27 protein-coding genes are annotated in these 25,290 nt (G+C 48.9%); all 27 read right to left on the reverse strand.

Annotated features, from left to right (window positions below; genetic code table 11):
* Nucleotides 1–3 precede the first annotated feature (3 nt).
* The 27 genes from AC6ESP_RS13065 to wecB all read right to left on the reverse strand — a co-directional run bounded on the left by AC6ESP_RS13065 (nt 4) and on the right by wecB (nt 25,273).
* Nucleotides 4–1,644 (reverse strand): complex I subunit 4 family protein, encoded by a 1,641-nt coding sequence (locus AC6ESP_RS13065; protein ID WP_497097171.1) that lies wholly within the window; start codon nt 1,642–1,644, stop codon nt 4–6.
* Nucleotides 1,641–3,518, reverse strand: a complete 1,878-nt coding sequence (gene nuoL, locus AC6ESP_RS13070; RefSeq protein WP_497097172.1) for an NADH-quinone oxidoreductase subunit L — start codon at nt 3,516–3,518, stop codon at nt 1,641–1,643. Before nuoL ends, AC6ESP_RS13065 begins: the two co-directional genes overlap by 4 nt.
* 8 nt (nt 3,519–3,526) lie before the next feature.
* Nucleotides 3,527–3,829 carry an NADH-quinone oxidoreductase subunit NuoK gene (gene nuoK / locus AC6ESP_RS13075; RefSeq protein WP_497097173.1) on the reverse strand — a complete coding sequence of 101 codons (303 nt, stop codon included), beginning with the start codon at nt 3,827–3,829 and terminating at the stop codon, nt 3,527–3,529.
* A gap of 2 nt (nt 3,830–3,831) precedes the next feature.
* Nucleotides 3,832–4,572 (reverse strand): NADH-quinone oxidoreductase subunit J, encoded by a 741-nt coding sequence (locus AC6ESP_RS13080; RefSeq protein ID WP_497097174.1) that lies wholly within the window; start codon nt 4,570–4,572, stop codon nt 3,832–3,834.
* Nucleotides 4,573–5,022, reverse strand: coding sequence for an NADH-quinone oxidoreductase subunit NuoI (nuoI, locus tag AC6ESP_RS13085; RefSeq protein ID WP_497097175.1), 450 nt, complete (start codon nt 5,020–5,022; stop codon nt 4,573–4,575).
* Nucleotides 5,023–5,038: 16 nt separating this feature from the next.
* Nucleotides 5,039–6,055, reverse strand: coding sequence for an NADH-quinone oxidoreductase subunit NuoH (gene nuoH / locus AC6ESP_RS13090; protein ID WP_497097176.1), 1,017 nt, complete (start codon nt 6,053–6,055; stop codon nt 5,039–5,041).
* The gene (locus AC6ESP_RS13095; protein WP_497097177.1) at nt 6,055–7,155 is read right to left on the reverse strand and encodes an NADH-quinone oxidoreductase subunit D; all 1,101 of its coding nucleotides are present in this window, start codon (nt 7,153–7,155) and stop codon (nt 6,055–6,057) included. The genes nuoH and AC6ESP_RS13095 overlap by 1 nt, the downstream gene beginning before the upstream one ends.
* A 6-nt stretch (nt 7,156–7,161) precedes the next feature.
* Nucleotides 7,162–7,845 (reverse strand): NADH-quinone oxidoreductase subunit C, encoded by a 684-nt coding sequence (locus tag AC6ESP_RS13100; RefSeq protein ID WP_497097178.1) that lies wholly within the window; start codon nt 7,843–7,845, stop codon nt 7,162–7,164.
* Nucleotides 7,842–8,360, reverse strand: coding sequence for a NuoB/complex I 20 kDa subunit family protein (locus AC6ESP_RS13105; RefSeq protein WP_497097179.1), 519 nt, complete (start codon nt 8,358–8,360; stop codon nt 7,842–7,844). The genes AC6ESP_RS13100 and AC6ESP_RS13105 overlap by 4 nt, the downstream gene beginning before the upstream one ends.
* Nucleotides 8,345–8,716, reverse strand: coding sequence for an NADH-quinone oxidoreductase subunit A (locus AC6ESP_RS13110; protein ID WP_497097180.1), 372 nt, complete (start codon nt 8,714–8,716; stop codon nt 8,345–8,347). The genes AC6ESP_RS13105 and AC6ESP_RS13110 overlap by 16 nt, the downstream gene beginning before the upstream one ends.
* 83 nt (nt 8,717–8,799) lie before the next feature.
* Nucleotides 8,800–10,026, reverse strand: coding sequence for a GerAB/ArcD/ProY family transporter (locus AC6ESP_RS13115; RefSeq protein ID WP_497097181.1), 1,227 nt, complete (start codon nt 10,024–10,026; stop codon nt 8,800–8,802).
* Complete coding sequence (locus AC6ESP_RS13120; protein WP_497097182.1) at nt 10,023–10,271, reverse strand: hypothetical protein; 249 nt, start codon at nt 10,269–10,271, stop codon at nt 10,023–10,025. Before AC6ESP_RS13120 ends, AC6ESP_RS13115 begins: the two co-directional genes overlap by 4 nt.
* Nucleotides 10,272–10,281: 10 nt before the next feature.
* Complete coding sequence (locus tag AC6ESP_RS13125) at nt 10,282–11,505, reverse strand: Ger(x)C family spore germination protein (RefSeq protein WP_497097183.1); 1,224 nt, start codon at nt 11,503–11,505, stop codon at nt 10,282–10,284.
* A 19-nt stretch (nt 11,506–11,524) separates the two neighbouring features.
* The gene (locus AC6ESP_RS13130; RefSeq protein ID WP_497097184.1) at nt 11,525–13,141 is read right to left on the reverse strand and encodes a spore germination protein; all 1,617 of its coding nucleotides are present in this window, start codon (nt 13,139–13,141) and stop codon (nt 11,525–11,527) included.
* Between the two features lie 154 nt (nt 13,142–13,295).
* Nucleotides 13,296–15,518, reverse strand: coding sequence for a methyl-accepting chemotaxis protein (locus AC6ESP_RS13135; RefSeq protein ID WP_497097185.1), 2,223 nt, complete (start codon nt 15,516–15,518; stop codon nt 13,296–13,298).
* A gap of 253 nt (nt 15,519–15,771) precedes the next feature.
* The gene (locus AC6ESP_RS13140; RefSeq protein WP_497097186.1) at nt 15,772–16,563 is read right to left on the reverse strand and encodes a tyrosine-protein phosphatase; all 792 of its coding nucleotides are present in this window, start codon (nt 16,561–16,563) and stop codon (nt 15,772–15,774) included.
* 124 nt (nt 16,564–16,687) lie between these two features.
* On the reverse strand, nt 16,688–17,086 hold the full coding sequence (locus AC6ESP_RS13145) for a F0F1 ATP synthase subunit epsilon (protein WP_497097187.1): 399 nt from the start codon (nt 17,084–17,086) through the stop codon (nt 16,688–16,690).
* A 24-nt stretch (nt 17,087–17,110) separates the two neighbouring features.
* Nucleotides 17,111–18,514, reverse strand: a complete 1,404-nt coding sequence (gene atpD / locus AC6ESP_RS13150) for a F0F1 ATP synthase subunit beta (protein ID WP_497097188.1) — start codon at nt 18,512–18,514, stop codon at nt 17,111–17,113.
* A gap of 82 nt (nt 18,515–18,596) precedes the next feature.
* A complete protein-coding gene (atpG, locus tag AC6ESP_RS13155; RefSeq protein ID WP_497097189.1) occupies nt 18,597–19,457 on the reverse strand; it encodes an ATP synthase F1 subunit gamma in 861 nt (286 codons plus the stop codon).
* Between the two features lie 115 nt (nt 19,458–19,572).
* Complete coding sequence (atpA, locus tag AC6ESP_RS13160; RefSeq protein ID WP_497097190.1) at nt 19,573–21,087, reverse strand: F0F1 ATP synthase subunit alpha; 1,515 nt, start codon at nt 21,085–21,087, stop codon at nt 19,573–19,575.
* A gap of 25 nt (nt 21,088–21,112) precedes the next feature.
* Nucleotides 21,113–21,652: a F0F1 ATP synthase subunit delta gene (locus AC6ESP_RS13165; protein ID WP_497097191.1), complete on the reverse strand. Its 540-nt coding sequence runs from the start codon at nt 21,650–21,652 to the stop codon at nt 21,113–21,115.
* A complete protein-coding gene (gene atpF / locus AC6ESP_RS13170) occupies nt 21,649–22,131 on the reverse strand; it encodes a F0F1 ATP synthase subunit B (RefSeq protein WP_497097192.1) in 483 nt (160 codons plus the stop codon). The genes AC6ESP_RS13165 and atpF overlap by 4 nt, the downstream gene beginning before the upstream one ends.
* A gap of 91 nt (nt 22,132–22,222) precedes the next feature.
* A complete protein-coding gene (atpE, locus tag AC6ESP_RS13175; protein WP_497097193.1) occupies nt 22,223–22,438 on the reverse strand; it encodes a F0F1 ATP synthase subunit C in 216 nt (71 codons plus the stop codon).
* 114 nt (nt 22,439–22,552) lie between these two features.
* Nucleotides 22,553–23,311, reverse strand: coding sequence for a F0F1 ATP synthase subunit A (gene atpB / locus AC6ESP_RS13180; RefSeq protein ID WP_497097194.1), 759 nt, complete (start codon nt 23,309–23,311; stop codon nt 22,553–22,555).
* Between the two features lie 22 nt (nt 23,312–23,333).
* A complete protein-coding gene (locus AC6ESP_RS13185; protein ID WP_497097195.1) occupies nt 23,334–23,708 on the reverse strand; it encodes an ATP synthase subunit I in 375 nt (124 codons plus the stop codon).
* A complete protein-coding gene (locus tag AC6ESP_RS13190) occupies nt 23,701–23,934 on the reverse strand; it encodes an AtpZ/AtpI family protein (RefSeq protein WP_497097196.1) in 234 nt (77 codons plus the stop codon). Before AC6ESP_RS13190 ends, AC6ESP_RS13185 begins: the two co-directional genes overlap by 8 nt.
* Before the next feature lie 190 nt (nt 23,935–24,124).
* Nucleotides 24,125–25,273, reverse strand: coding sequence for a non-hydrolyzing UDP-N-acetylglucosamine 2-epimerase (wecB, locus tag AC6ESP_RS13195; RefSeq protein WP_497097197.1), 1,149 nt, complete (start codon nt 25,271–25,273; stop codon nt 24,125–24,127).
* Between the last annotated feature and the right edge of the window lie 17 nt (nt 25,274–25,290).

Genomic DNA, 25,290 nt, shown 5'->3' on the forward strand with positions numbered 1-25,290 from the left:
GGCCTATCCCCCCATCCCACTCGTGATTAAAGGTCTGAACAGCTCTTCGATGCTATACTGCAGCGTATCCGTAAGAACCGATGGGAAGCAGCCGAGCAGCAGAATAAAAGCAAGCAGTACAATCATCGGCACTGCCTCGATTAGTCGAGCATCCCTTAAGGCCGCGAACCGTTCATGTATAGGCCCAAAAGTCACCTTCAGCACACTGCGCAGCACATAAGCTGCTGTCAGTATGACACCAAGCAGAGCAGAGCCAGCAAGCCAAGGCTGCGTATCGAACAAGCCCAGCAGAGCTAACAGCTCGCCTATGAAGCCAGACATTCCTGGCAGTCCCAGCAAGGCTGCCCCCGCAGCAAGCAAGACGCCGCTCATGAATGGCATGGCTCTTGCCAAGCCTCCAAGCTCGCTTAAAGCTGTCGATCTCGTCCGTTCATACAAGCTTCCTACAAGGAGGAACAGCAGCGCAGAGATTAGCCCATGGGAGATGAGCTGGAATACAGCTCCCTGCAAACCGATTACATTAAACGCTGCTATCCCCAGCAGCACGATTCCCATATGACTAATGGAGGAATAGGCCAGAACCAGCTTCAGATCGGATTGGCGATAAGCAAGAATAGCTCCATACAGCAGATTAACAAGCCCGATGGCAGCGAGTACGACTGCCCACTCCTGCGCCTGCTCAGGGAAGAGGAAGACACCGAAGCGGAGCAAGCCATATGCGCCCATTTTGAGCAGCACCCCGGAATGAATCATTACGACAGAGGGTGGAGCCTCTGTATGCACCTTAAGCATCCAAGTATGGAAGGGGAAGATGGGCAGCTTAATACCGAATGCCACTATCAGCAGCAGGAACAATGTCCACTGCATCGTATCTGATATGAAGAACGGATTATACCCCCCACCCATCTGCTCCGCCGTCACGTTCACCCAAGCCTGCGGATCAGCGAGATTGCGAATAATATCGGTATAGCTGCCGCTGTAGATGAACTGCAGCTGCTCTGCTGACTGCTCAATCCGGAAGCCTGCCGTATTCACCAGTATGACGAAGGCAATCAGCATAAGGGCTGAGCCTAGACCGTTGTAGAGCAGGAATTGATTCGCTGCCCGCTCCCGATTGTAATACCCCCAGATACCAATTAGGAAAAACATCGCAACAATCGTAATCTCGAAGCTTATAAAGAACAGCATTAAGTCCCGTGCCATAAAAACGCCAAGCATTCCTGCCTCCAGCAGCAGGAACCAGGCGTAGAATGCCTTCCAGCGTTTCTTCACGTGAATTGAAGCGAGTGCAGCCATTGCGGTTACAAGCGCCGTTAGAATAACAAGGGGCAGCGACAAGCCATCAATCCCTACCGCATATTCAAAAGAAAGCACATACTCTGTTACCCCGTTATTCGCTTGAGGCTCCTTATTAAGCGGAACCTCCATCCAGGAGGTCTTCTCCTCGTAGCTTGCGCCTCCTTGCTGGCTGTTGAAGTCCGTGTACAGCCACAGTGACAGCACAAGCGGGACTAGCGTTGTAAGAATAGCAGCTGTCTGAAGCCATCTATTGCGATGCTTCGGCAGCAGCAGAATAACAAGCAGACCAATAAGAGGGGATACTAGAATAAGAGATAGGATCGGGAGCTCAGTGAGGCTCATCATGACCAGAACCTCCTTCCGACTATTGCCACAATTAGAATAACTAATCCGATAACGACGGTCAGAGCATAGGTCTGCACCTGTCCGTTGCTTAATCGAACGCCAAGTCGCCCAACTGAGCTTATGCCGGCTCCTACTAACCTTACAGCCCCTTGAATCACGTATTCATCGAAGATAGACAGTAGTGTGCCAAGGCCTCTGAACGGCTTCACCACAAGGATGGAATACCATTCATTCACACCATATTGCCTCTCAAGCAGCTTCACCAGCCCTGGAGACAGCTCCGTCGTCCGAGCTGAATTGAGACTGCCTTTTCCATAGATCAGCCATCCCATATACAGGCCAAGTACGCCAACAGCAATAGAAGCTATGATGACTACACCGCTGCTATGCGCCTCCACCCCGTCGCCTCCGCTTATCCACTGACCCAGCCAGCCATTCCATGGTGTCTCGACGAAGCCTGAGACAGCTGCGAGCACGGCCAATACAAGAAGTGGAACAGTCATCACGAGCGGTGACTCTTTAACATCTGCATGCGCTGATCGGGGTTTGCCCCTGAATACGAGAAAATATAGCCGGGCCATATATAGAGCTGTTAAGAAGGCAGTTGCCAAGCCAACTATGAAGAGCAATGGATTCTCTTCCAGAGCGGCCGTCAATATAACATCCTTGGACCAAAAGCCCGAGAAAGGCGGGATGCCAGACAGCGATAACGCTCCGATTGCGAATGTCCAAGCTGTAATGCGCATTTTGGCGCCTAGGCCGCCCATTTCCCTAATGTTCTGTGTATGTAAGGCATGAATCACGCTGCCTGCGCCGAGAAACAACAGCGCTTTGAAGAAAGCATGAGTGAATAAGTGGAAAATCCCGCCTGTCATCGAGCCAAGTCCGATCGCCATGACCATATAGCCCAGTTGGCTTATCGTAGAGAAGGCTAAAATTCGCTTAATGTCATTTTGAACCCATGCAATCGTTGCTGCGAAGATCGCTGTGAAGCCTCCCACATAAGCCATCGTCTGCATGGCGAACTCTGAAGCTTCGAATATATCGAAGGTCCGTGCAAGAAGGAACACTCCTGCAGCTACCATCGTCGCGGCATGAATGAGTGCGCTGATGGGAGTTGGTCCCTCCATCGCATCGGGAAGCCATGCATGAAGGGGGAATTGTCCCGATTTGCCCATTGCCCCTAGAAAGATAAGCAAAGCAATGAAAGTTGTAATCCCAGAGCCGATTGCGCCGTACTGCCCTTCATTAAACACATTATGGATATTTGTGAAGTCCAGTGCATGGCCTGGCATATACCAGAATAGGAGGAGAATCGCCAGCAGCAGTCCCGCATCCCCAATTCTTGTAACGATGAACGCCTTCTTGGCTGCGGCGCGAGCTGCTGGCTTCGCATACCAGAATCCGATGAGTAGGAATGAGCACAGACCGACAAGCTCCCAGAACACATAGAGAGACAATAGATTGTCAGAGAGGACCAGTCCGAGCATCGAGAAGGTGAACAGGGATACATAACCATAATAAACGGTGATTCTCTCATCTGTTCTCATATAGCCAGCAGAATACACGTTGACGAGAAAGCTGACAACAGTGACTACAATCAGCATCAGCGTAGTTAAGTTCGTTACTTCGTAGCCGATATACAGAGAGAAATCACCAATAGCTATCCATTTGAAGCTATTGCTGTAATCTACTGCATCGGAGCTTAGCCTCCCAACGAGGACAAGCAGCGACATAATCAGAGCTGCAAGCGAGCCAAGAGAGCCAATTAGAACCGCTGCGATTCGGCTGCTCCTGCCTAGTGCTACTAATACGAGAAACGCCGCTAGCGGGAACAACGGGATGAGCCATGCTGTTTGTGCGTATATTTCCATATGCGGCGTTACCTCCTCATTTCGTTGTGTTCATCCACATTAACCGTACCACGCGCTCGGAAAAGAGCAATGACAATCGCTACTCCGACCGCTACTTCAGCAGCAGCCACTGCGATTGTGAACAATGCGAAGATTTGTCCGGTTAACGAAGGGATCGCTCCATATTTGGAGAAAGCGATTAAGTTCAGCGTAACCGAGCCCAGCATCAATTCAATAGACAGTAGAACGACGACAGCATTGCGTTTCACCAGCGCCCCATACAGACCGAAGCAGAACAGAATAGCCGCCATTGTCAAATAGGATGGAAGCATCGCTATGATTCCTCCTTCTGAAGTTTTTGCGAATGCAAAAACTCACTTCGTAAGCCTTCACTTGGTTTTTGCGAATGCAAAAACTCACTTCGTAAGCCTTCACCTGGTTTTTGCGAATGCAAAAACTCACTTCGTAAGCTCTCACTTGGTTGCTTCGCATGCAAGCTTTCTACACCCTCAGCCTGCGCTTGCGCACCCGCCGCCTCACCTTGCATGCCGTCATCCGACCCAGCCTTCGTCTGCTTGGCAATGGCTATCGCTCCGATGAATGCCACAGTCAGCAGAACGGATAGCAGCTCGAATGGCACAACATAGCCGGTGTACAGCAGCTGTCCAATGTTCAGCGTATTGTTCTCTCCGCCCTGGAATGGCTTCGGATCAGGGAACGTCGTGACCCGAATCGCATAGAACAGAATGCCGAACAAGCATAGCGCACCGATTGCGGCGAGGGTCTCGTGCAGCGGCTTCGCCGGCTCGGACTGCTCCTCATGATGCTTCGTCATCATAATGCCGAAGATCATGAGAATCGAGACGGCTCCAGCATAGATCAGCACTTGGACAAAAGCGATGAATTCTGCCTCCAGCAGCACATACATGCCTGCCAGCCCTAGAAATACCGCGGCCATGGAAATGACCATATGGACGACCTTTTGCAGGCTAATCATGAATACAGCACCGCAGATCATAATAGCAGACAAGATGAAAAAAGCGACGAATTCGCCTGTGAACTCGATTGTGAACAATTACTTGGCGCCTCCTCTCGCTGGGGCTCCGATGTTGTTATTGTCTTGACGGACGAGCGTATCGTTATTAGTCAGCCACTCGGCATCCTTGAACAGATCATCACGGCTGTACGCAGACAGCTCAAAATGATTGGTCATAACAATGGCCTCAGTCGGACACACCTCGGTACATAGATCGCATAGAATACAAATCTCGAAATTAATGTCGAACGTATCAATCACTTTCCCCTTTTTCTCTGGATCGGGGTTAGGCTTGCCTGTTAGCGTAATGCAATCCGTTGGACATATTCTCGCGCACTGATTGCAGACAATGCACAGATCAGGCTCAAAATGCTGAATGCCCCTGAACCGCTCGGGCATTAAGAAGGGCACATCGGGATAGGAAGTGGTCACTTTCTTGGCTGCCATCGCTTTGAGCGTAACACCAAGTCCTTGCAGAAGTCCATTCATTTCCTATTCCCCCTTATTAGCCTTTAATGAAGATTTCCATATACACAGCCGTTATGAACACATTAAGCAGCGATACTGGCAGCAGCACCTTCCACCCCAGGCCCATCAGCTGATCGACGCGAATACGCGGGAAGGTCGCCCTAATCCAGAACAAGAAGAAGACAATGAATACGAACTTCAGAACGAACCATACGAGCCCCGGCACAAAATCAAGAAAGGGCGCCGGTTCGTGCCAGCCGCCAAGGAACAAGACGGTGGTTAGTGCAGCAATCGCATACACGTACACATACTCGGTCAGCATGAAGAACGCGAAGCGAAAGCCGCTGTACTCCACATGATATCCCGCCACCAGCTCCGACTCTGCTTCAGGCAGATCGAATGGCGTCCGATTGAGCTCCGATACAGCAGCAATGATGAATACAACGAAGCCGATAATCTGCGGCAGGAAGTTCCAGCTCCAGAACCAGCCGCCTGCCTGCGCTTCCACAATAACGCGGAGATTCAGACTTCCGCTCAGCATAATGACACCGACAACTGAGATCACAAGCGGCACCTCGTAGCTGATCATCTGAGCGGCCGAGCGCATACCGCCAAGCAGGGCGTATTTATTGTTGGATGCCCAGCCGCCAAGCACAATCGCTAGTGTGGATATGCCGGACAGCGCGACATAATACAGCAAGCCAACATTCAGATCAGCGAAATATAGCTTCTGCGTATAAGGAATAACAGCAAGGACGGAGAATGCAGGCACGTAAGCAAGTACGGGGGCGAGAACGAACAATAGCCGATCCGCTTTTCGCGGAATCGTATCTTCTTTGATCAACAGCTTAAAGATGTCAGCTACGGTCTGGAGCAAGCCGAATGGTCCTACCCTGCTCGGCCCAACCCGAAGCTGCATCCACCCGATTACCTTGCGTTCGAAATAAATCGCATAGGTGACAAAGCCAAGCACGACGAATAAGAACACCACGCACCATAGAAAGGCGATGACCACATTGCCCCAGGTGAGTGCCCCATCCAGCCAAGCCCCCATCAGCAGTCAACCTCCCCCACTACGATATCGATGCCGCCTAATATCGTAATCAGGTTCGTCATCGTTTCACCGACTAGCAGCTCCGGCAATATTTGCAGGTTAACGAAGGAGGGTCTGCGGAATTTAAGCCGATAGGGCTCGGCCTTGCCCTTGGATACGATATGGCAGCCGATCTCGCCCCGCGGCGACTCGATTCGTACATACGCTTCTCCCGCAGGAGGACGGATCACACGAGGAACCTTGCCCATCGTCTCACCCCCGGATGGGATCTGCTCAAGCGCCTGCTTCAGAATTCGCAGGCTTTGGCTGATCTCGCCCAGCCTGACCAGATATCTATCATAGCAATCGCCATTCCTGCCAACAGGCACATCGAATTCGAAGCGATTATATAAGCAATAAGGCTCTGTTTTGCGCAAATCCCAATCTATGCCGGTACAACGCAGGTTCGCGCCGGACAGTCCGTAATCCACAGCCATAGCGGCGTCGTAGCGTCCTACCCCTTTGATGCGGGCTAAGAAGATTTCATTGCCGCTGACAAGCCGGTCATACTCCTGCAGCTTCCCTTCCATATAGGGGATGAAGTCGCGGACTTGGTCCAGCCAGCCGGGCGGCGCATCCCATTTCACCCCGCCGACTCTCATATAATTATAAGTTAATCGCGCACCGCATAGTTCATTAAATAAATGAATAATGATTTCTCGATCTCGAAACGCATATAAGAAAGGGCTCATGGCGCCAATGTCCAGCAGATAGGTGCCCCACCAGACCAAGTGGCTGGCCACACGCTGCAGCTCCATCACAATGAGGCGCATGAAGTCGGCCCGCTCCGGCACCTCAAGACCCATCATCGTCTCCACCGCATGAACGAGTACATAATTGTTCGTCATTGCTGAGACATAATCCATCCGATCGGTATATGGAATGATCTGTGTGTAATTCAGGTTCTCTGCAAGCTTCTCGGTGCCGCGATGCAGATAACCCATGACAGGTGTCGCTTCCGTTATGACTTCCCCATCCAGCTTCACAACGATACGAAATACACCATGCGTGCTCGGATGCTGGGGGCCTACATTCAACAGCAATTCCTCCGTACGAATCACGTGCGGCTACACCTCCGAATCGAGCGGTTCATAATCTTTGCGCAGCGGATGTCCAACCCAATCATCCGGCATCATAATACGGCGCATATCCGGATGCCCCAGGAAGGTTATGCCGAGCAAATCATAGATTTCACGCTCATTCCAATTCGCTGTCTTCCACACCGACGTCACAGAATGCACCTCAGCCCGCACACGATCAGCTTTTACTTTCACAGCCAGCTCTCGCTTGCTCTGCAGTGAGACAAGATGATAGACCACTTCAAGATGAGTCTCATAGTCGATGCCAGAGACATTGCGCAAATAAGAGAAATTCAGCTGCTCATGCGTTCTTAATAGCTCAGCTGCCCTTAGCAAATCTTGATTGCGAATGACGACAGTTGGCATATGTCCATTCAATTCATTAACGTATGCATCCTCTAGCGCAGCTGCCGAGACGAGATCCTTAAGGAATAATACAACAAGCTCAAGCTCCGGCTGCTTCGGAGAAGGCGCCGCTTGTGACTCCTCACCCCCTTGCCCCGCTTCGGCCCCAGCCGGCTCGGCCTGTGCCTTCGCTGCCGCGCGCGCAGCCCTCGCTTCAGCAGCTGCCTTCAGCTTAGCCTCCCGCTCCAGATCAGGTGCGGACTGCGTCATGGCACCTGCATCATTATCTGGCAGCGCTTTCTTTTCTTCCTTCTTATCCTCGCTCATCGTCCAGTCACCCGCTTCCCGGTCTTCGCTTCATAACGGATCTTCTCTTGCAGCTTGTTAATACCGTAGATAAGCGCAGCAGGATTGGGCGGACAGCCCGGTATATAGACATCCACAGGAACGATCTGATCGACACCCTTAATGACCGCATAGGATTTCACATAGGGGCCGCCTGCTGTCGCACAGGACCCCATCGCTATTACCCATTTGGGCTCAGGCATCTGATCATACAGCCGACGCAGCAGCGGTCCCATCTTCTTCGTTACGGTACCCGCTACAATCATTACGTCCGACTGCCGCGGAGACGTTCGGAACATCACTCCGAACCGATCGAGATCATAGTGGGATGCACCGGTTCCCATCATCTCAATGGCACAACAGGCTAGACCGAAGGTAAGCGGCCATAGCGAGTTGCTTCTTGCCCAAGCCTTCAATTGCTCCAATGTGCCCATAAAAACGTTGCGTTCCAGCTCTCGGCGTTCTTCCAGCGTGATCGATTCTAAACTGAATTCCATTTCAGCACCTTCTTCTTCCAGGCATATAGAAGTCCGATAAGCAGCATGCCGGCAAAGATCACCATTTCGACCAGCACAAAAAGGCCGAGCTTATTATACGCAACGGCCCAAGGATATAAGAATACGGTCTCAACATCAAAAATAACGAACATAAGAGCAAACATGTAGTAACGAATGTTGAAACGGACTTGCCCCTCGCCGACCGGCTCATTGCCGCTCTCATACGTGGTCCGTTTCGGGTCATTCGGCTTATGGGGCCTTAGCAGCCTTCCTGCAAATAGCGCCACCACAGGAAGCAGAATACCAAGCAAGATGAAAATAGCCACGATGACATACTGGTTGACGTAATAGTCCACGCAATCGCCTCCGTTATTAAGCGAATGAAGTACTCACCCACCTAAATTTTCCTTACAATTATAACAAATGCTTCCACAACCGTCTATGATGGAGTTGGCTCCTGCCGCTGCCCTGAGCGATTGCCATCTGATGATGCTCCCGCGCCTGCTTTCATCCTTGAATCAGCCTCCATCGAAGCTGGCATCGGCAGCTTCCCTGTCGCCCGTTTCCCCCTCACAACAGCCACTAGCAGCAATGCCAGTGGGATGAACAGACCTTGGGCTATGGAGTACATCGGCCATACATTCATAAGAACATATGCGGCATGCGGCACATTACGATACACCAGCATGGAGAGAGGCACGATAATAAAGCCAAAGGGCATAATAAGCGGTCTATAGCTCCGCAAGTGAAACACTTGAGCCGTTAGCAGCGATAAGGCATAGAAGCACATAATCAGCTTCATGAAAACGGTACCCACCCAAATGACTGCAACGATAATCTCTACGCGGACCAAAATTTGTTTAATATTAATGTTTTTGGTCATATCGTAGACAGCGAATGGACTACGAATCGTCTCATTTACCCCAAGCACCCCAATGAGCAGGATACAGATCATGACGCTGAATGATCCAATCATCACGACGGATATTTTCAGTGACTTCCTAAGCTTATGCCGATCCTCCTGCTTCACGAACGGGAGAATCATGCTCATCAGCACAAATTCACCTATGGGAAACCCCAGCACGGGATAAATGCCTTTGATTGGCCGCATCCAGCCCGCATACAAGAAAGGCTCGAATTGCTCGTAGCTGAATTCACTAATCAAGAACAGCGTGACAATGAGAATGAGGAATACACACCAGGAGAATAGAATTTCTCCCGTCCTCGCAATGGTCTCTATTCCAAGATAGAGGCCATAGATCACTACGACGATAAAGGTTGATCCAATGAACCACGTTGGTGTTGCGGGTAATACAGACGAGCTGAGAAAATCGGTAATATTGCGAAGAACAGCTGCTGCAAGGATCGTGAAGAACAGAATATAAGTGATGCTCACAAGCTTACCGAGCCATGTCCCTAGTATACGTTCCGAATACTGCGCTAATGACATATTAGGGAAACGATCCGCCAAGGCCAAATAGACCATCATAAAAAAATAATTAAAGGGAGCAACCAGCGCCATGGAAATCCACGCATCCTGCCTCGCAATAACGGTCACCGTAGTGGGAATGACCAGCGAAGAGCTTCCGAGCGCGAGCAAAAACAACATTTTGGCACATTGAGAAGAAGAAATCATCCCATTATTCATCCCAGATTCAGCTGTCATTCTGGCACATCCTTCATTATCCATGTCACAATCGGCCTACCTAGCGGTTCAAAGATCGTCTTAATTGCTTCCATAGGACTCGGTATCGGCAGCTTAAGCAACACACCTATTCCTATCAGAACACCAATCGTTAGAATGACCATCGCCCATACCGCTTCTCGAACCTGTCCCCGCTTTATTCGATAATGCGATACGAGAACAGCTACCAATACACCGAAAGCGATGAGGTATAGAACTGATACCATTAATAAACCCTCATTTCACGATGGAATCCGCACGAATACCCGCATCCTTAATATCCGTTCGGCATACGATTTCATAAGGCACCTCCGGGAATATCTGGTCCCAGTCTCGCTCAATGCGTTTCCACATGTTCGGTTCCTGCTTGTATACGATTCTAGCCCAGCCTAGCGTATCTACACGCAGCTCCTTCTGCAGCTTCGTAATCGCAGCATTCACTTCACCCTTCACTGCCTCGTTCACAAGCTCTTCTATCTGACTCATTACTGGCTCCTCAATCACATGTATACCCGGACACATAATTTCATTGATGCTGCCCACTGGACTAATCTCAATTTTTATCAGCGGCATCTCTGCCGATTTTTTCTTAACCTTGATTTCCGTGTCATTGCCCTTAATCTCGACGACCATAAAGCCCTTAGACTCAGGACAGGCTAGCTTGACTATGGTGCTTTTCACTTTATTCTGAATAAAAGATAAACCGCGTGATTCGTTTCGCTTCAAGTATTGGACGAGCTTGCCCTCGCGAAATACGGCCATCGTTCTCAAATTCGGCATAGATCTAGACTCGATACGCTCGATGTTGTCTGGTGTATTACCTGCCAGCTCATCCCCTTCAATACTAATGGAAGGCAGGGAAATCTCCTTTTTTCCATCGGAGGCCATTCGAGTGATATCGTGAACCACAACCTTATAGATCATCCCATATGCAGTCTGATCAATCGTGATCGCATCATAGATCTGATTAACAGGGATCGATTCCATCTGTGTCGTCACTTGCAATATTTCTTTAGCGGTAGAGCCTCGTGTAACTAGGACACCAATATCGGTGCGTATATCGGCGTTCCGTTCAACAAGATCCATTAGGGGATAGATGCCTTTGCGTGCGATCTGCTCCCCGATCACTAACAATTGTGTATGGGAGAAGAACAAACGCCTGGATGTCCTATTCGTCATTTTACGAATCGCTTCGAACAACGTATCGCCCGTCTCGGTCAACGTCATAACCGGCAAGCCAGAGCCTGAACCTTTGCTTGAATCCGCGACATTCTGAGGCAGTACAACCTGGACTGTTAATTGAAGCTGCTGCTTTTCCGACGGGTCCGAATCAATTCCGATTGCCATAACGACACCAAGCCTGTCCAAATATCGGAGATCCCAGCAGCCGCTCATCAGCACTAATCCGAATAAGAGGATAAAGACTGCCACCAGCTTCATTCCACTTCTCATGATGAACATAACGGCAGGCCTCCTCTCTTCATTGCAGCGGCTCTTGTCCTTCCAGCTCTTTCAGATTCATATCTTGCCTAGTTTCATTATCTGAAGCCAGCAGCTCCGGCCGCTTGGTCATCATCCATCGAGGCGCTCTCACTAGTGTGTCCGTCCAATCTCTACCGAACATTGGCGAGAATGGCTTAAGATAAGGCATGCCGAAGGATCTTAAGTTCGTTAGATGCAGCAGCAGCAGCAGCACGATCAAGGATATTCCATAGAACCCCAGCGTGGATGAGGCTCCAAGCAGAATAAACCGCAGTAAACGTGCTGTAATACCGAGATTATAGGCAGGAGATACGAAGCTTGCTATCGCTGTAAAGGATACGACGATGACGACAGCTGGCGACACAAAACCAGCTTCTACAACCGATTGACCAATGACGAGCGCTCCCACGATCGAGATCGTATTGCCAGCCGCGCTTGGCATCCGTACGACGGCTTCACGCAGAATTTCGAATACGAACTCCATAATGAAAGCCTCCAGATAAGCCGGGAACGGAACACCCTCCCGCTGTGCTGCCAGCTTAAGCAGGAGCTGTGTTGGAATCATCTCATGATGATAGCTGACAATAGCAACATAGATAGATGGCATCAAGAGCGACAAGACGAAGGATATGAATCGCAGCATCCTCAAAAAGGTAGAGACATCGAACCGCTGGTAATAGTCCTCAGCCGATTGAAAGAACATGTTCAGGGTGCTTGGAATGACTAGCACAAAGGGAGTCCCATCGACAAGAATCGCTATTCTGCCTTCAAGCAAGTCGGCCGCTACCGCATCCGGTCGTTCACTGCTCATTATGGTGGGGAATGGTGTCCATTTCTGATCTTCAATAAGCTCCTCGATATACCCCGACTCAAGAATACCGTCAATATCGATGGCATCCAGTCTGCCTCGCAAATCCTCCAGCACCTGCTCGCTAGCTAGTCCTTTGATATACATAATACCAACAGGCGTATGCGACAATCGTCCGATTGTTTTCTGCTCCAGCCATAGCTTAGGGCTTCTTATCTTCCGTCTAATCAAAGAGGTATTCACGCGAATGGATTCAACGAACCCTTCCCGCGGGCCGCGGATTAGCATCTCTGATTTGGGCTCATCGATTCCGCGCTTCATACCACCGATACAATTCGTTGTGAGCGCGATGTCCGTCCCGTCAACGAGAATGACAGCCTGTCCCAAGAACATCGCCTGATATAATTCTTTCCATGAACAGATTTCATCTACGTTACCTGTCGATAGCAGCCGGTTCTTCATCTCCTCAAGCGTCAGCTTAGTCTCCGAGACTGGATCGTTATTCAAAGGCTCGGATTGCAGGGCCTCAATGACAGATTCATTCAGCCTAATATCATCTACCAGACCTTGTACGAATACGACTGCGATCTTAACGCGATATACGCCTGACAGCTCCATAGCTCGAATCACGATATCCTCGCTGTTCCCAAGCTCTTGCTCGATTCCCTCCACCGTATCATTCAAGCTCACGAATAGCTTCTGCTTATCGTAAGCAGCCAGCTGCTCCTGCTCGATCTCTTTTTCTCTGGCAGAGCTCTTCTTGTCCTTCCCACGGCTTCGACTTCGCATATAATCACTGAACATCATGCTATCGTCCTCCCCGCTGCCCATGTCGTTACCGCTTAGGATAACTCTTCCATGGGACGATTATGCATATCACGTATGAACTCATCGTAATGACCCATAACAAAAAACCGCAAGACCACTGTTGCCAGTGATTCTTGCGGCCTGCCTTACCATGCTACCTGAGACGGGAGTCCGTCAGCTTGAATTGTCCGACTAATTGCTGGAGGAATTTCGTAATAGATTCGACATTCTCAGACGTATGCCTCACATTGCCAACCTCACTAATAAGCTCTTGGACATTGCCTTCTACATCTGAAGAAGCTTTGCGGTTCTCCATGCTCACTAATGCAACTTTCTCCATCAAGGACACTACTTCATCGACGATCTGTGTCTTACGCTGATCTTCGCTTTGCGCAGACCGGAGTGTGCTGACTGCGGCTGCAACAAGCTGTGTTCCTTCCTCGACCACCCTAGTCCCCTCATCCATAGAGGCATAAGCCTGCTTCGCCTCTTCGTAGATCTGGTGGGTTATGCCATGCACCTCTTCTGTCGATTTGCGGGTCAACTCAGCAAGCTTCCTGATTTCTACTGCTACGACGGCGAAGCCTTTGCCTTGCTCGCCTACTCGAGCCGCTTCAATGGAAGCGTTCAGTGCGAGCAGGTTGGTCTGAGAGGAGATTTGCTCGATAACCTGCAGAACATCTCGAATCTCATCAACGGTATGCATGAACCTGCGGATCGTATCATTCGTATCCTCTACTTTAGAGGAAATATGGAACATTTTATCACCAATTCGGTCTACCTCGGTCTGCGCCACCGCAATTTGCTCCGCAGCTTGCTGCTCTAGTAAACGAAGGGTATGTCTCATCTCTCCTGCAGCATCCTTGGCCCTATCAATATCCTTCAGCTGAAGGCGAATACTGCCGATCATATCTCCAATCTTATCGCTGACTCGTTCTGTAGACTGGGCTGTAATGGACGCTGATTCATTCATGACATGCTGACTGGAGAGAACATCGGACGCCGCGAGCTTCACTTGAAGCATAATGCCTTCCAAGGAATCAATCATGTTGTTAATCCACTTGGCCAATTCTCTCGTCTCATCATTGTCGAATTCGGCTGGCTTAAGCCGCTGGGTCAAATCTCCTTTACCCTCTGCGTTAATTCGAATGAATCGATTGATTCGCTCTAGATGACTAACGATACGAGTAGACTCCTTCTGCTGGAACATACCTGTGAATACTAAGCCATAAAGCAAGCTAAATGTACCTGCTGCAGATGCTAGAAGCCATGGAGACGCTTGCCTTGCAATAAGTAAGATTAGAGCAGCTACTAGCACGGATTGAATGATGGTCTGCCAGATTTGCAGCTTGCGCTGCCTCCAGCCTATGCTTCGAATCCGATAGACTTCCTCTAGATCACCTTCACACATCATCCCCCACAGATCAGGACAATGCGGCAGCTGGAACGTCACCCCTTTGCCAATGACAGGAATATGCCGATAATCGGAGTAGCCTGGGAATTCGACGAACAAGTTGCTGCCCTTGTGAATCGTATTGGCTACCCCAGGATGCAGCTGCCCGGTTGCAGGATCAGTGAATACGATCTCGAATTCGGTATGCTCTTGAATCGAAACGGTTCCCCAATCGGTTGTAACTCCGTCCTTCAAATTCTCGCCATGAGTAAAGGTACGATCCTCGAATCGGCTGCGGGATAGAGCTGCGCCAAGGGTTATGTGCGTATTGAGTTGTGGCTTAGCCATAAATATATAATTGTCACCGGAGTCTGGATACACATGTCCTGATTCTCTCTGAATTAAATCCCCTAGGACATCATTAGGTACGCGACCGCATAAGGTACCTTGATAGACTTCATTTACTAGAAGAGGGTACATAAAACACAACGTAACCGCATCGTGAAAAGACGATGATCTTGGACCGAGTGTGAGAGTAACAGCATCCTTATACGGACCGAACAAGCATGGACGAGACTGCCCACCTGCTTGCACATAACGGAGTCCTGGATACAGAATACTGCCTTCCGTGTAAGAAATCCCGACATGCTTCTCATAAGTCGACTCTATGACTTGATCGTCACTGTCAATCAGGAATAGCTCTGTGAAGTCATTCCCTCTTGCATAAGTCCTCTCCAGCAATCGTTTGGCTTGCTGTCGCTGTTCACTCAGCTCGCTTTTCTCCTGGGGTGTCAGTACAGCGGTGATTTGCTCCGCAAGCCTTCCCATATGACCCCAGTATTCCTTAGCCCATGAGTCCAGCAGCTCTTTACGCGTCTCCGCGATGCCTTCAAAAATCTGCTCAACATCTTCCTTCATCCCACGATTAAGCCGCCAAGACACCCAGAGCGGCATTCCCTTCTTCGTACCAAGCCAATCAAACATGCGCTCTCCCCCGAATCCAGTTTATCTATCTCTTATGTAAATTATAGTAACATACAATTTACAATAATTTTATATAGGACGTTGGTCGGATACGATCATTTTATTTATGTATAATTATGTATTTAATAAAAAAAATCAATCAATACACAGTTTAAAAACTGTATAAATGATTGATTTAATCATTATTATGATGTTTTATACCATTACTTTCAAATTATTGAATGATATATCTAGTTCTAATGGCATTCTTGGTCTACGATCTGCTGAACAAGGATTTCAATCTGCTCCAGCCGCTTGTCCCCTTCACTTGTGCTGTTGCAGGCAGAATTGCATCAAGCTCCGTATTATTCAATAAGCACCTTGCATTATGCTCGTAATAAGCTGCAAAGTCTGCGCCAAGCACAGCCGTCACCCGTTCATAGGCTTCCTTCAGACGGAAGCTCCGCCATTCCAGATGATGAGCATCCGAGGCTATGAAATGAATAAGTCCGCGGCGGCACAGCGTCCAGCTCGCGCGTTCAACTCCACGTCCGAAGCCGCCAATGAGCGAATGGCTGGTTACCTGTGCATAGGCACCAAGCTCAACCAGCTCCGCGAGTCGATCAGGGTTCTGAACGACCGCTGCATTCCGTTCTGGATGTGCAATAACAGGCTGAACACCCATCAATCTCAACTCATATATAAGCTCTTCCATTGATTTAGGAATATGGGACGAAGGCATCTCGAGCAGTGCATAGGACGAATCTGCCATTGGAAGCAGCTCTCTCTTCTTCCAATTCATCAACAGCTCGTTATGAATATGTATTTCTTGTCCGCTATGAATGTTCAACGGGATATCCAGCTCTTGCAATCTTTCATTAAGCGTATTCGTAAGGTTAATAACGAGATCTGGAGCATTACTGTATTTCCCATCGTAATGATGAGGTGTGGCAACCAAATCTGTTATGCCATCCGCTACAGCTGCTCGGGCAAGAGCAATCGAATGCTCCATCGTTGCGGCGCCATCGTCGATACCGGGTAGTATATGCGAATGAATATCTATCATAACAGCAGCTCCTTTCCTAACTACCGCCATTATAACAAGCACAGCTTGATTTGTCGTCCCTGCCTCTATGAAAAAAGCACCGCCAACGTTCTATTCGAACGTTAACGGTGCTTATATAAGTCGATTAACGCTGTTTGACGTTAATCCTGTTGAGTGCGCGCTGCAGAGAAAGCTCTGCACGGCGGTAGTCAACCTCGTCACGCTTAGCAGCAAGGCGTTGCTCTGCACGCTCTTTGGCTGCTTGAGCACGATTGACATCAATATCAGTGGAGACTTCTGCGCTCTCAGCGAGAATTACAATCTTGTCCTTACGGACCTCGATGAATCCACCGCCAACTGCGATAATGTCCACTTTACCATCACGCTTGATGATGACAGGGGCAATACGAAGCGGTGTTACAAGTGGAATATGATTAGGTAGAATACCCAGCTCACCTTCAATACCCGTTACACTTACCATATTAGCCGTTTCCGCATACACTTTGCGCTCCGGTGTTACTATTTCTACTAAAAAGGTACTCATGCAGATTCCTCCCGCCTTTCGCTATTACAGCGTTTTGGCTTTCTCCACGGCCTCTTCAATCGCACCTACATACCGGAAAGCTTCTTCCGGAAGGTCGTCATGTTTGCCTTCGAGAATTTCTTTGAAGCTGCGAACAGATTCTTTAACCGGTACATATTTACCTTTGATACCAGTGAAAGGCTCCGCAACGTGGAACGGTTGGGACAAGAAGAGTTGAATTTTCCGTGCGCGAGCAACAGTCAATTTATCTTCTTCGCTAAGCTCATCCATACCAAGGATTGCGATAATATCTTGAAGCTCTTTGTAGCGTTGAAGAATTTTCTTAACGCCTTGAGCGACAGCGTAATGCTCTTCGCCCAGAATGTCTGGGTTCAGAAGACGGGATGACGATGCAAGTGGATCAACCGCTGGGAAGATACCCATCTCGGAGATTTTACGCTCCAAGTTCGTTGTAGCATCCAAGTGGGCGAACGTCGTTGCTGGAGCCGGATCCGTATAGTCATCGGCTGGTACGTAGATCGCTTGGATCGAAGTAACCGAGCCTTTTTTCGTTGACGTGATACGCTCTTGCAGCTGACCCATTTCAGTTGCCAGCGTTGGCTGGTAACCTACTGCGGAAGGCATACGGCCTAGAAGGGCCGAAACCTCGGAGCCTGCTTGTGTGAAACGGAAGATGTTATCGACGAACAATAGAACGTCTTTGCCTTCTTCGTCACGGAAATACTCAGCCATAGTCAGACCAGTCAAAGCTACGCGTTGACGTGCGCCTGGCGGCTCATTCATTTGTCCGAATACCATCGCAGTTTTGCTAAGTACGCCGGAATCTTTCATCTCGTGGTACAAGTCGTTACCTTCACGAGTACGCTCACCTACACCGGCGAACACGGAGATACCGCCATGCTCTTGTGCGATGTTGTTGATCAGCTCTTGAATTGTAACGGTTTTACCTACGCCCGCGCCGCCGAAGAGGCCGATTTTACCACCCTTAGCGTATGGAGCGAGCAAGTCGATAACTTTGATACCTGTTTCGAGAATTTCCGATTGCGTGGACAATTCGTCGAATGCTGGTGCTTCACGGTGAATCGGAAGGTTAATCTCCGATACCGCTTCTCCTGCTTGGTCAATCGGCTCGCCGAGTACGTTAAATACGCGGCCGAGTGTTGGTGCTCCAACTGGAATCGTAATAGGCGCACCAGTATCAATAACTTCCATGCCACGTACAAGACCGTCAGTCGTACTCATAGCAACTGCGCGCACTTTGTTGTCTCCAAGATGTGTAGCTACTTCAAGCGTAAGGTTGATATCAACTCCGCCAGCTTCACCTTTTTGTTGGATTTTGACAGCGTTATAAATTTGCGGCAGGCTGTCACGTTCGAACTCTAAGTCGACGACCGGACCCATGACGGATACAACTTTCCCTTTTTTCATGGTTTTTCCTCCTGGTTCCTTCTTGTTACTGCGTGACTAATCCGCTAAATGCTACACGGTTAGCCGCTGCAGTGTAAGTGCTTTATGATTGTGCGTTCGCTCCTGCAACGATCTCCGAAATTTCTTGAGTAATCGCTGCTTGACGCGCGCGGTTATAGGTCAGCGTCAGCTGATTGATCATTTTGTTCGCATTCTTCGTCGCACTGCCCATTGCAGTCATACGAGCTCCGAATTCACTTGCCTTACCATCCAGAACGGCACTGTAGATCAGTGTCTCCGCATATTTAGGAAGCAGAACCTCCAATACACCCTCTGGTGATGGCTCGTATTCATAAGTTGCAACAGTCGTATTGCCGCTTATTTCTTCAAGTGGTAGCAGACGAATATCAGTAGGAACCTGAGTAATCGCGTTTACGAACTCATTATAATAAATGTACAGCTCATCATAGTCACCTTCAGCGAATTTCTTCACCGCTGTGTTAGCGATCGATTTAATATCCGCGAATGTAGGTGCATCTGACAATCCGATAACTTCTTCGACGATCGGCATATTGCGTCGACGGAGGAAATCACGGCCTTTACGTCCGATAACGAATAAGGAATACTCATCATCTGACTTATGCTTCGCACGAATATCCTGCGTCAGCTTACGAAGAATGTTCGCATTATAACCGCCTGCAAGACCACGGTCAGATGTAATAACGAGATAACCCGTTTTTTTGATCGGACGTGTCTCCAGCATCGGATGCTTCACATCAGTCGTACCTGCTGCAATGCTCGCAACAACTTCCTTCAGCTTCTCCGCATAAGGACGGGACGATTGCGCTGCTTCCTGTGCTCTTCTGAGCTTGGAGGCTGCAACCATCTCCATCGCTTTCGTAATCTGCTTCGTACTTTGTTTACTCTTGATTTCGCGTTTAATATCGCGCATGCCTTTTGCCATTTCATTTCACCCGCCTTTGTTGCTCAGCTGCGTCACCGCATGCAGAGCCTGGTGTTGGTAGGAGTAAGGAGCCTACGCCCGTACTTGCTTAAGGACGGGCGTGAGCATTTATTCTTTAAGCCGTTACGGCAAAGCTTTTCTTAAATGTATTGATCGCTTCAACAAGAGCTTTCTCGTTGTCAGCAACCAAATCTTTGGTTGTGCGGATCGATTCGCCGATCTCCGGGTGGTTCGAGTCAAGGAATGACAGGAACTCTTTCTCGAAGCGAAGAATGTCTGCAACTGGAATTTCATCCAAGTGGCCTTTAACCGCGGAGTAAATCGAGATAACTTGCTTCTCAACTGGCATCGGTTGGTTAACGCCTTGCTTCAGAATTTCCATTGTACGAGCACCGCGGTTAAGACGGGCAAGTGTAGATTTATCAAGATCAGAGCCGAATTGCGAGAACGCTTGAAGCTCACGGTATGCCGCAAGATCCAGACGGAGCGTACCGGCTACTTTTTTCATCGCTTTAATCTGAGCAGAGCCGCCTACACGGGATACAGAGATACCGACGTTAACTGCCGGACGTTGACCGGAGTAGAACAGGTCGGATTCAAGGAAGATCTGACCGTCCGTAATCGAGATTACGTTCGTCGGAATATATGCCGATACGTCAGATGCTTGTGTCTCAATGAATGGCAATGCAGTCAATGAACCGCCGCCGAGCTCATCGCTCAGCTTAGCTGCACGCTCAAGAAGACGGGAGTGAAGATAGAAGACGTCACCTGGGTAAGCTTCCCGACCCGGTGGACGGCGAAGCAGCAAGGAAAGCTCACGGTATGCTGCCGCTTGTTTGGACAAGTCATCATAAACAACTAGAACGTGCTCGCCTTTGTACATGAAGTACTCACCCATCGAGCAGCCCGCATAAGGAGCCAGGAAGAGCAATGGAGCTGGCTCAGAAGCGCCTGCTGTTACGATGATTGTGTATTCGAGTGCACCGTGACGACGAAGTGTTTCTACTACGCCAGCAACAGTGGATTGTTTTTGACCAACAGCAACATAGATACATTTAACGCCATTGCCTTTTTGGTTAATAATCGCATCGATTGCGATTGCCGTTTTACCTGTTTGACGGTCACCGATAATAAGCTCACGTTGACCGCGACCTACTGGTACCATCGCGTCGATTGCTTTAATACCTGTCTGCATAGGCTCATGAACCGATTTACGGTCGATAACGCCTGGAGCTGGGGATTCAATCGCACGGAATTCTGTCGTGTTGATTGGTCCTTTGCCATCAAGTGGTTGACCCAGCGGGTTAACTACACGGCCCAGCAGCGCTTCGCCAACTGGAACTTCCATAATACGACCAGTACGTTTCACTTGGTCGCCTTCGCGAATGTCTGTGTATGGTCCGAGGATTACGACACCGACATTGCTTTCTTCCAAGTTCAAAGCCATACCCACAACACCGTTAGCGAATTCGAGCAGCTCGCCTTGCATCGCATTCTCCAAACCGTGTACGCGGGCGATACCGTCGCCGACATTAATGACGGTGCCGACATCTACGACTTGAATTTCGGATTTATATTGTTCGATCTGTTGTTTAATCAGCGTGCTGATTTCATCAGGTCTGATACTCAATTCGTTCACCCCTATCTACAGTGCTTTAGATTTTAAACGATTTCTGTAAACGCTCCAGCTTGCCTGACAAGCTGCCATCATAGACACGATCACCAATGCGTACACGTACGCCACCAAGCAGATCAGTGTCAAGAACTTGTTGAGCAATAATTTTCTTCCCTGTAAGCTGGCTGAACTGAGCAACAACTTCTGTAAACTCGGATTCAGACAGTTGGTTTGCCGTAAATACAGTTGCATAAGCTTGACCCAATGCATCACCGGCGATTTTAGTGTAAGCCTCGTATACTCCAGCAATCGAAGCTTGTCGACCGCGAACGACAATCAGTTCAATCGTATTCAATACGAGTGAAGATACGCGATCCCCGAATGCCGATTTCAGGACGGCCATTTTCTTGCTTGCGTCGATGCTTGGAAATGACAGAAACTTGACGATTTCTTGATCCTGTTCCAAGGTTTGAACGATTAGCTTCAGCTGTCCTTCTACCTCGGACACGATATTATCCTGCTGAGCAAGCTCGAACAACGCTTTGGCGTAGCGCTTCGCTACGACTGCATCCCGGCTCATTTGCTTCCAACCTCTTTGAGGTATTGGTTAACCAGTTGCTCTTGGGATTTCTCATCGATTTGTTTCTCGATAATTTTGGAAGCGATCTGCACGGAAATGCCGCCAACTTCAGAACGAAGAGCTGCAATTGCCTTGTTTTTCTCGCTTTCGATATCTTTAAGCGCGTCGTCCTTCAGACGTGTTGCTTCTGACTTAGCAGAAAGAACGATATCATCCGCTTCTTTGTTGCTAGTTGTTCTTGCTTGCTCAATAATTGCGTAAGCTTCCTTGCGTGCTTGATCAAGCGCCGCTTTCTGCTCAGACATAGCTTGCTCAGCCTGTTTACGACTGGAATCCGCCGTATTCATTTGCTCGAGCACCAGCTGTCTACGCTTCTCCATCACACCAAATAACGGTCCAAATGCATATTTGTTCAAACCCCAGTATAAAAGCAGGAATGCAAGGATCGTAATCACTGTAGATGTCCATACAAAATCCATAGCTGCCACTCCTTTCTTAACCCAATAAGACTATTAATCAAAAACAAAGGCGAAGAGGGCTAGGCCTTCCCCGCCAGTTGCAGATGTTGTATTATGCGCTGAAGAAAGCAAGGAAACCGATAACTACGCCGATGATAGGTACAACTTCGACGATACCAGCACCAATAAACATCGTAGTTTGAAGAGCTGATTTTTGCTCTGGTTGACGAGCAATACCTTCTACCGTTTTACTTACGATCATACCATTACCGATACCTGCGCCGATCGCGCCTAAACCTACTGCAATTGCTGCTGCCAATACTTCCATTTGAAAATCCTCCTCAGAACTAATTGTTTTTTTTTGTTCTTCTATCTCAATTCAGCTCCGAATCAACAAATGATCAAGCTATTCGTCAAATTCAGAGATAATGCGTTACTTCATTTAGTGTTCTTCATCATGCACGGTTGACTGTGAGATATATACCATGGTGAGAACCGTGAACAAGAATGCTTGAATCGCACCGACGAAAATACTGAAGCCTTGCCATGCAATCATGAACGGTATACCTGCCCAATGAAGCATTAGTATCGTACTAATCAAAACCTCACCCGCATAAATATTAGCGAATAGACGGAGAGCCAGCGTTACCGGCTTAGCAATCGTCTCAATGAGATTGATTGGGAAGAATACTGGGTAAGGATGCAGATAATGCTTCCAGTAATGCTTGTTGTTCATCTTAACTCCAAGGACATGAATAAGCACGAACACGACTGCTGCTAGTCCAGCTGTCACGGCCAAATCCGCAGTTGGCGATTTCCACCAGGCCACATGAGCAGCGCCGCCATGAGAATCAAGATACTCTTGTGTAATCCCGATAGCAGGAAAGGCCTCGTGCACATCCGTTACGATGAAAAGAGGTAAGCCCAAAAGGTTAGAGATAAAAATGAACATGATGAGTGTCATTCCTAGTACCAAGAAAGGTCTAACTCTGTGGATAGGCATTGAGCTTGCAATCGTATTATGCATGAACTCTACAGCCCATTCCATAAAATTCTGCATCTTAGTCGGGTTCTCGACCGACAAATTGCGAACAGCCAATCGAGCGACTACGAAAGTAATAATAACGGAAACAACAATCGTAATAATCGCAGCGAGATCAAAGCTGAGCCCATTCCACTCCACTATGGGAAACAAATGCATATAACTTTTTCACCCCTTTCCGCTATTCATTTTCTTTGGCATTGTGAATAATTGCCACAATTAGAATCACAAACGGCATGACCATGCTCCCCAATAATGCAGCAGGCATATTCAGCGTTTCTGGATAGCGGTAAGCCAGCATCGCTACCAGCAGAACCATCGCTACGCGATTGCCAAACCCCAGACCACGGCGTTTCTTAGACGTTTCCCCGAGAGCAATTTGACCTATTATGTCCACTCTGCGCTTCAAAAAAAACGCATTCATAGAACTTGCGGCCAAGCCCACGAGTAAGCCCAGCGTTACCGTTTGCCAGTTGGGAAGAGCCACCCACAGAATGAGACAAGCAAGGATCATGTAGCCCATTGCAAGTATTGCCGTCTTCATTATTTTATCCATCGGCTTCCTCCATAACCTTCTTAACAAGCAGAATGGCTGAGAGTAGACCGACAGCCAGACCGACCAGTATGCCACCGACTGTCCATCCATTCTCGTCGCCGAAGCGAGCGCCCGCAGATGAACCAATCCAATAGCCTAAAAAGATACATACAGCGACCTGAAGTCCGAGTGCACCGACCAGAGCGGCGGCGAGAAGCGGATTGTCTCTTCTGTTCTTTTTATTCATGGTTTCATACCCCTGTCAATCCTCATTTATTTTATCGAAGCGGCGCAAGGTTTGTCAATTGATATAACTTCAAACTTTTAGTAACGAAATGCCCAAAAGCCTTGATACAACAAGCATTTACCATTCTCAAAACCGTACAGTACCACTGTATGCTGTACATTGCGCCTATAAGAGTACCTCTAACACAAAACTATGAACGTTGTGTGAACGATTCAGGACGCTCTGAAATTTTTCCAAAATGATGTAAAATGGCCTGAACGATACGAACAGATGCTTGTCCGTCGCCATATGGATTGGCTGCTTGGCTCATCCGCTCATAGAGGGCACCGTCGTTCAGAAGCGCACGTGCACGACTGTAGACCAGCTCCTCATCCGTCCCTACAAGCTCAAGCGTTCCGGCTTCTATCCCCTCAGGACGCTCTGTCGTATCCCGCAGAACCAGTGTAGGAACACCATAGGATGGCGCTTCCTCCTGCAAACCGCCAGAATCCGTCAGAATCATATACGCATGCGGGTAGAAGTTATGGAATTCGAATACATCCAGCGGATCTATCAATTGAATACGCGGATGATCACCGAGAATCTCCATTGCAGGCTCTTTAACCGCAGGATTCGGGTGAACAGCATAGACGATAGCTACATCCTCATGCTCGTCAGCGATCCGTTTCACAGCACGGAAAATGTTGCGATGCGGCTCGCCAAGCGATTCGCGGCGATGTGCTGTCATCAGGATCATCCGTTTGCCCTTCGCCCATTCAATGACAGGGTGAGAGAAAGAAGGATCAACCGTATACTGGAACACATCTGTTGCTGTGTTGCCTGTTACATAGATCGTCGAATCGTTCTTGTTCTCCTTACGCAGATTGCCTGCTGACCATTCCGTCGGGGCAAAATGCACATCGGACAGAACGCCAGCAAGCTGGCGGTTCATTTCCTCTGGGTAAGGTGACAGCTTGTTCCATGTACGAAGACCTGCCTCGACATGACCAACCTGAATCTGCTTCAGAAAAGCAGCATAGCTTGCAAGGAATGTCGTCTGCGTGTCGCCATGTACGAGCACGATATCCGGCTTCGCTTCGGCAAGCACCGGATCAAGACCCTCCAGAACCCGGACAGTCGTCTCTGTCAGCGTCTGACGATCCTTCATCACATTCAAGTCATAGTGCGGCTGAATTTCAAAAAACTCCAAAACTTGATCGAGCATATGCCGATGCTGCGCCGTTACACAAACAATTGATTCGATCTGATCCGAATGCTTGTTAAGCTCAAGCACGAGGGGTGCCATCTTAACCGCTTCCGGACGTGTACCGAAAATCGTCATTACCTTCAGTTTAGACAAAACCATTCACTCCTAAT

The sequence above is a fragment of the Paenibacillus xinjiangensis genome (genome assembly GCF_059686975.1).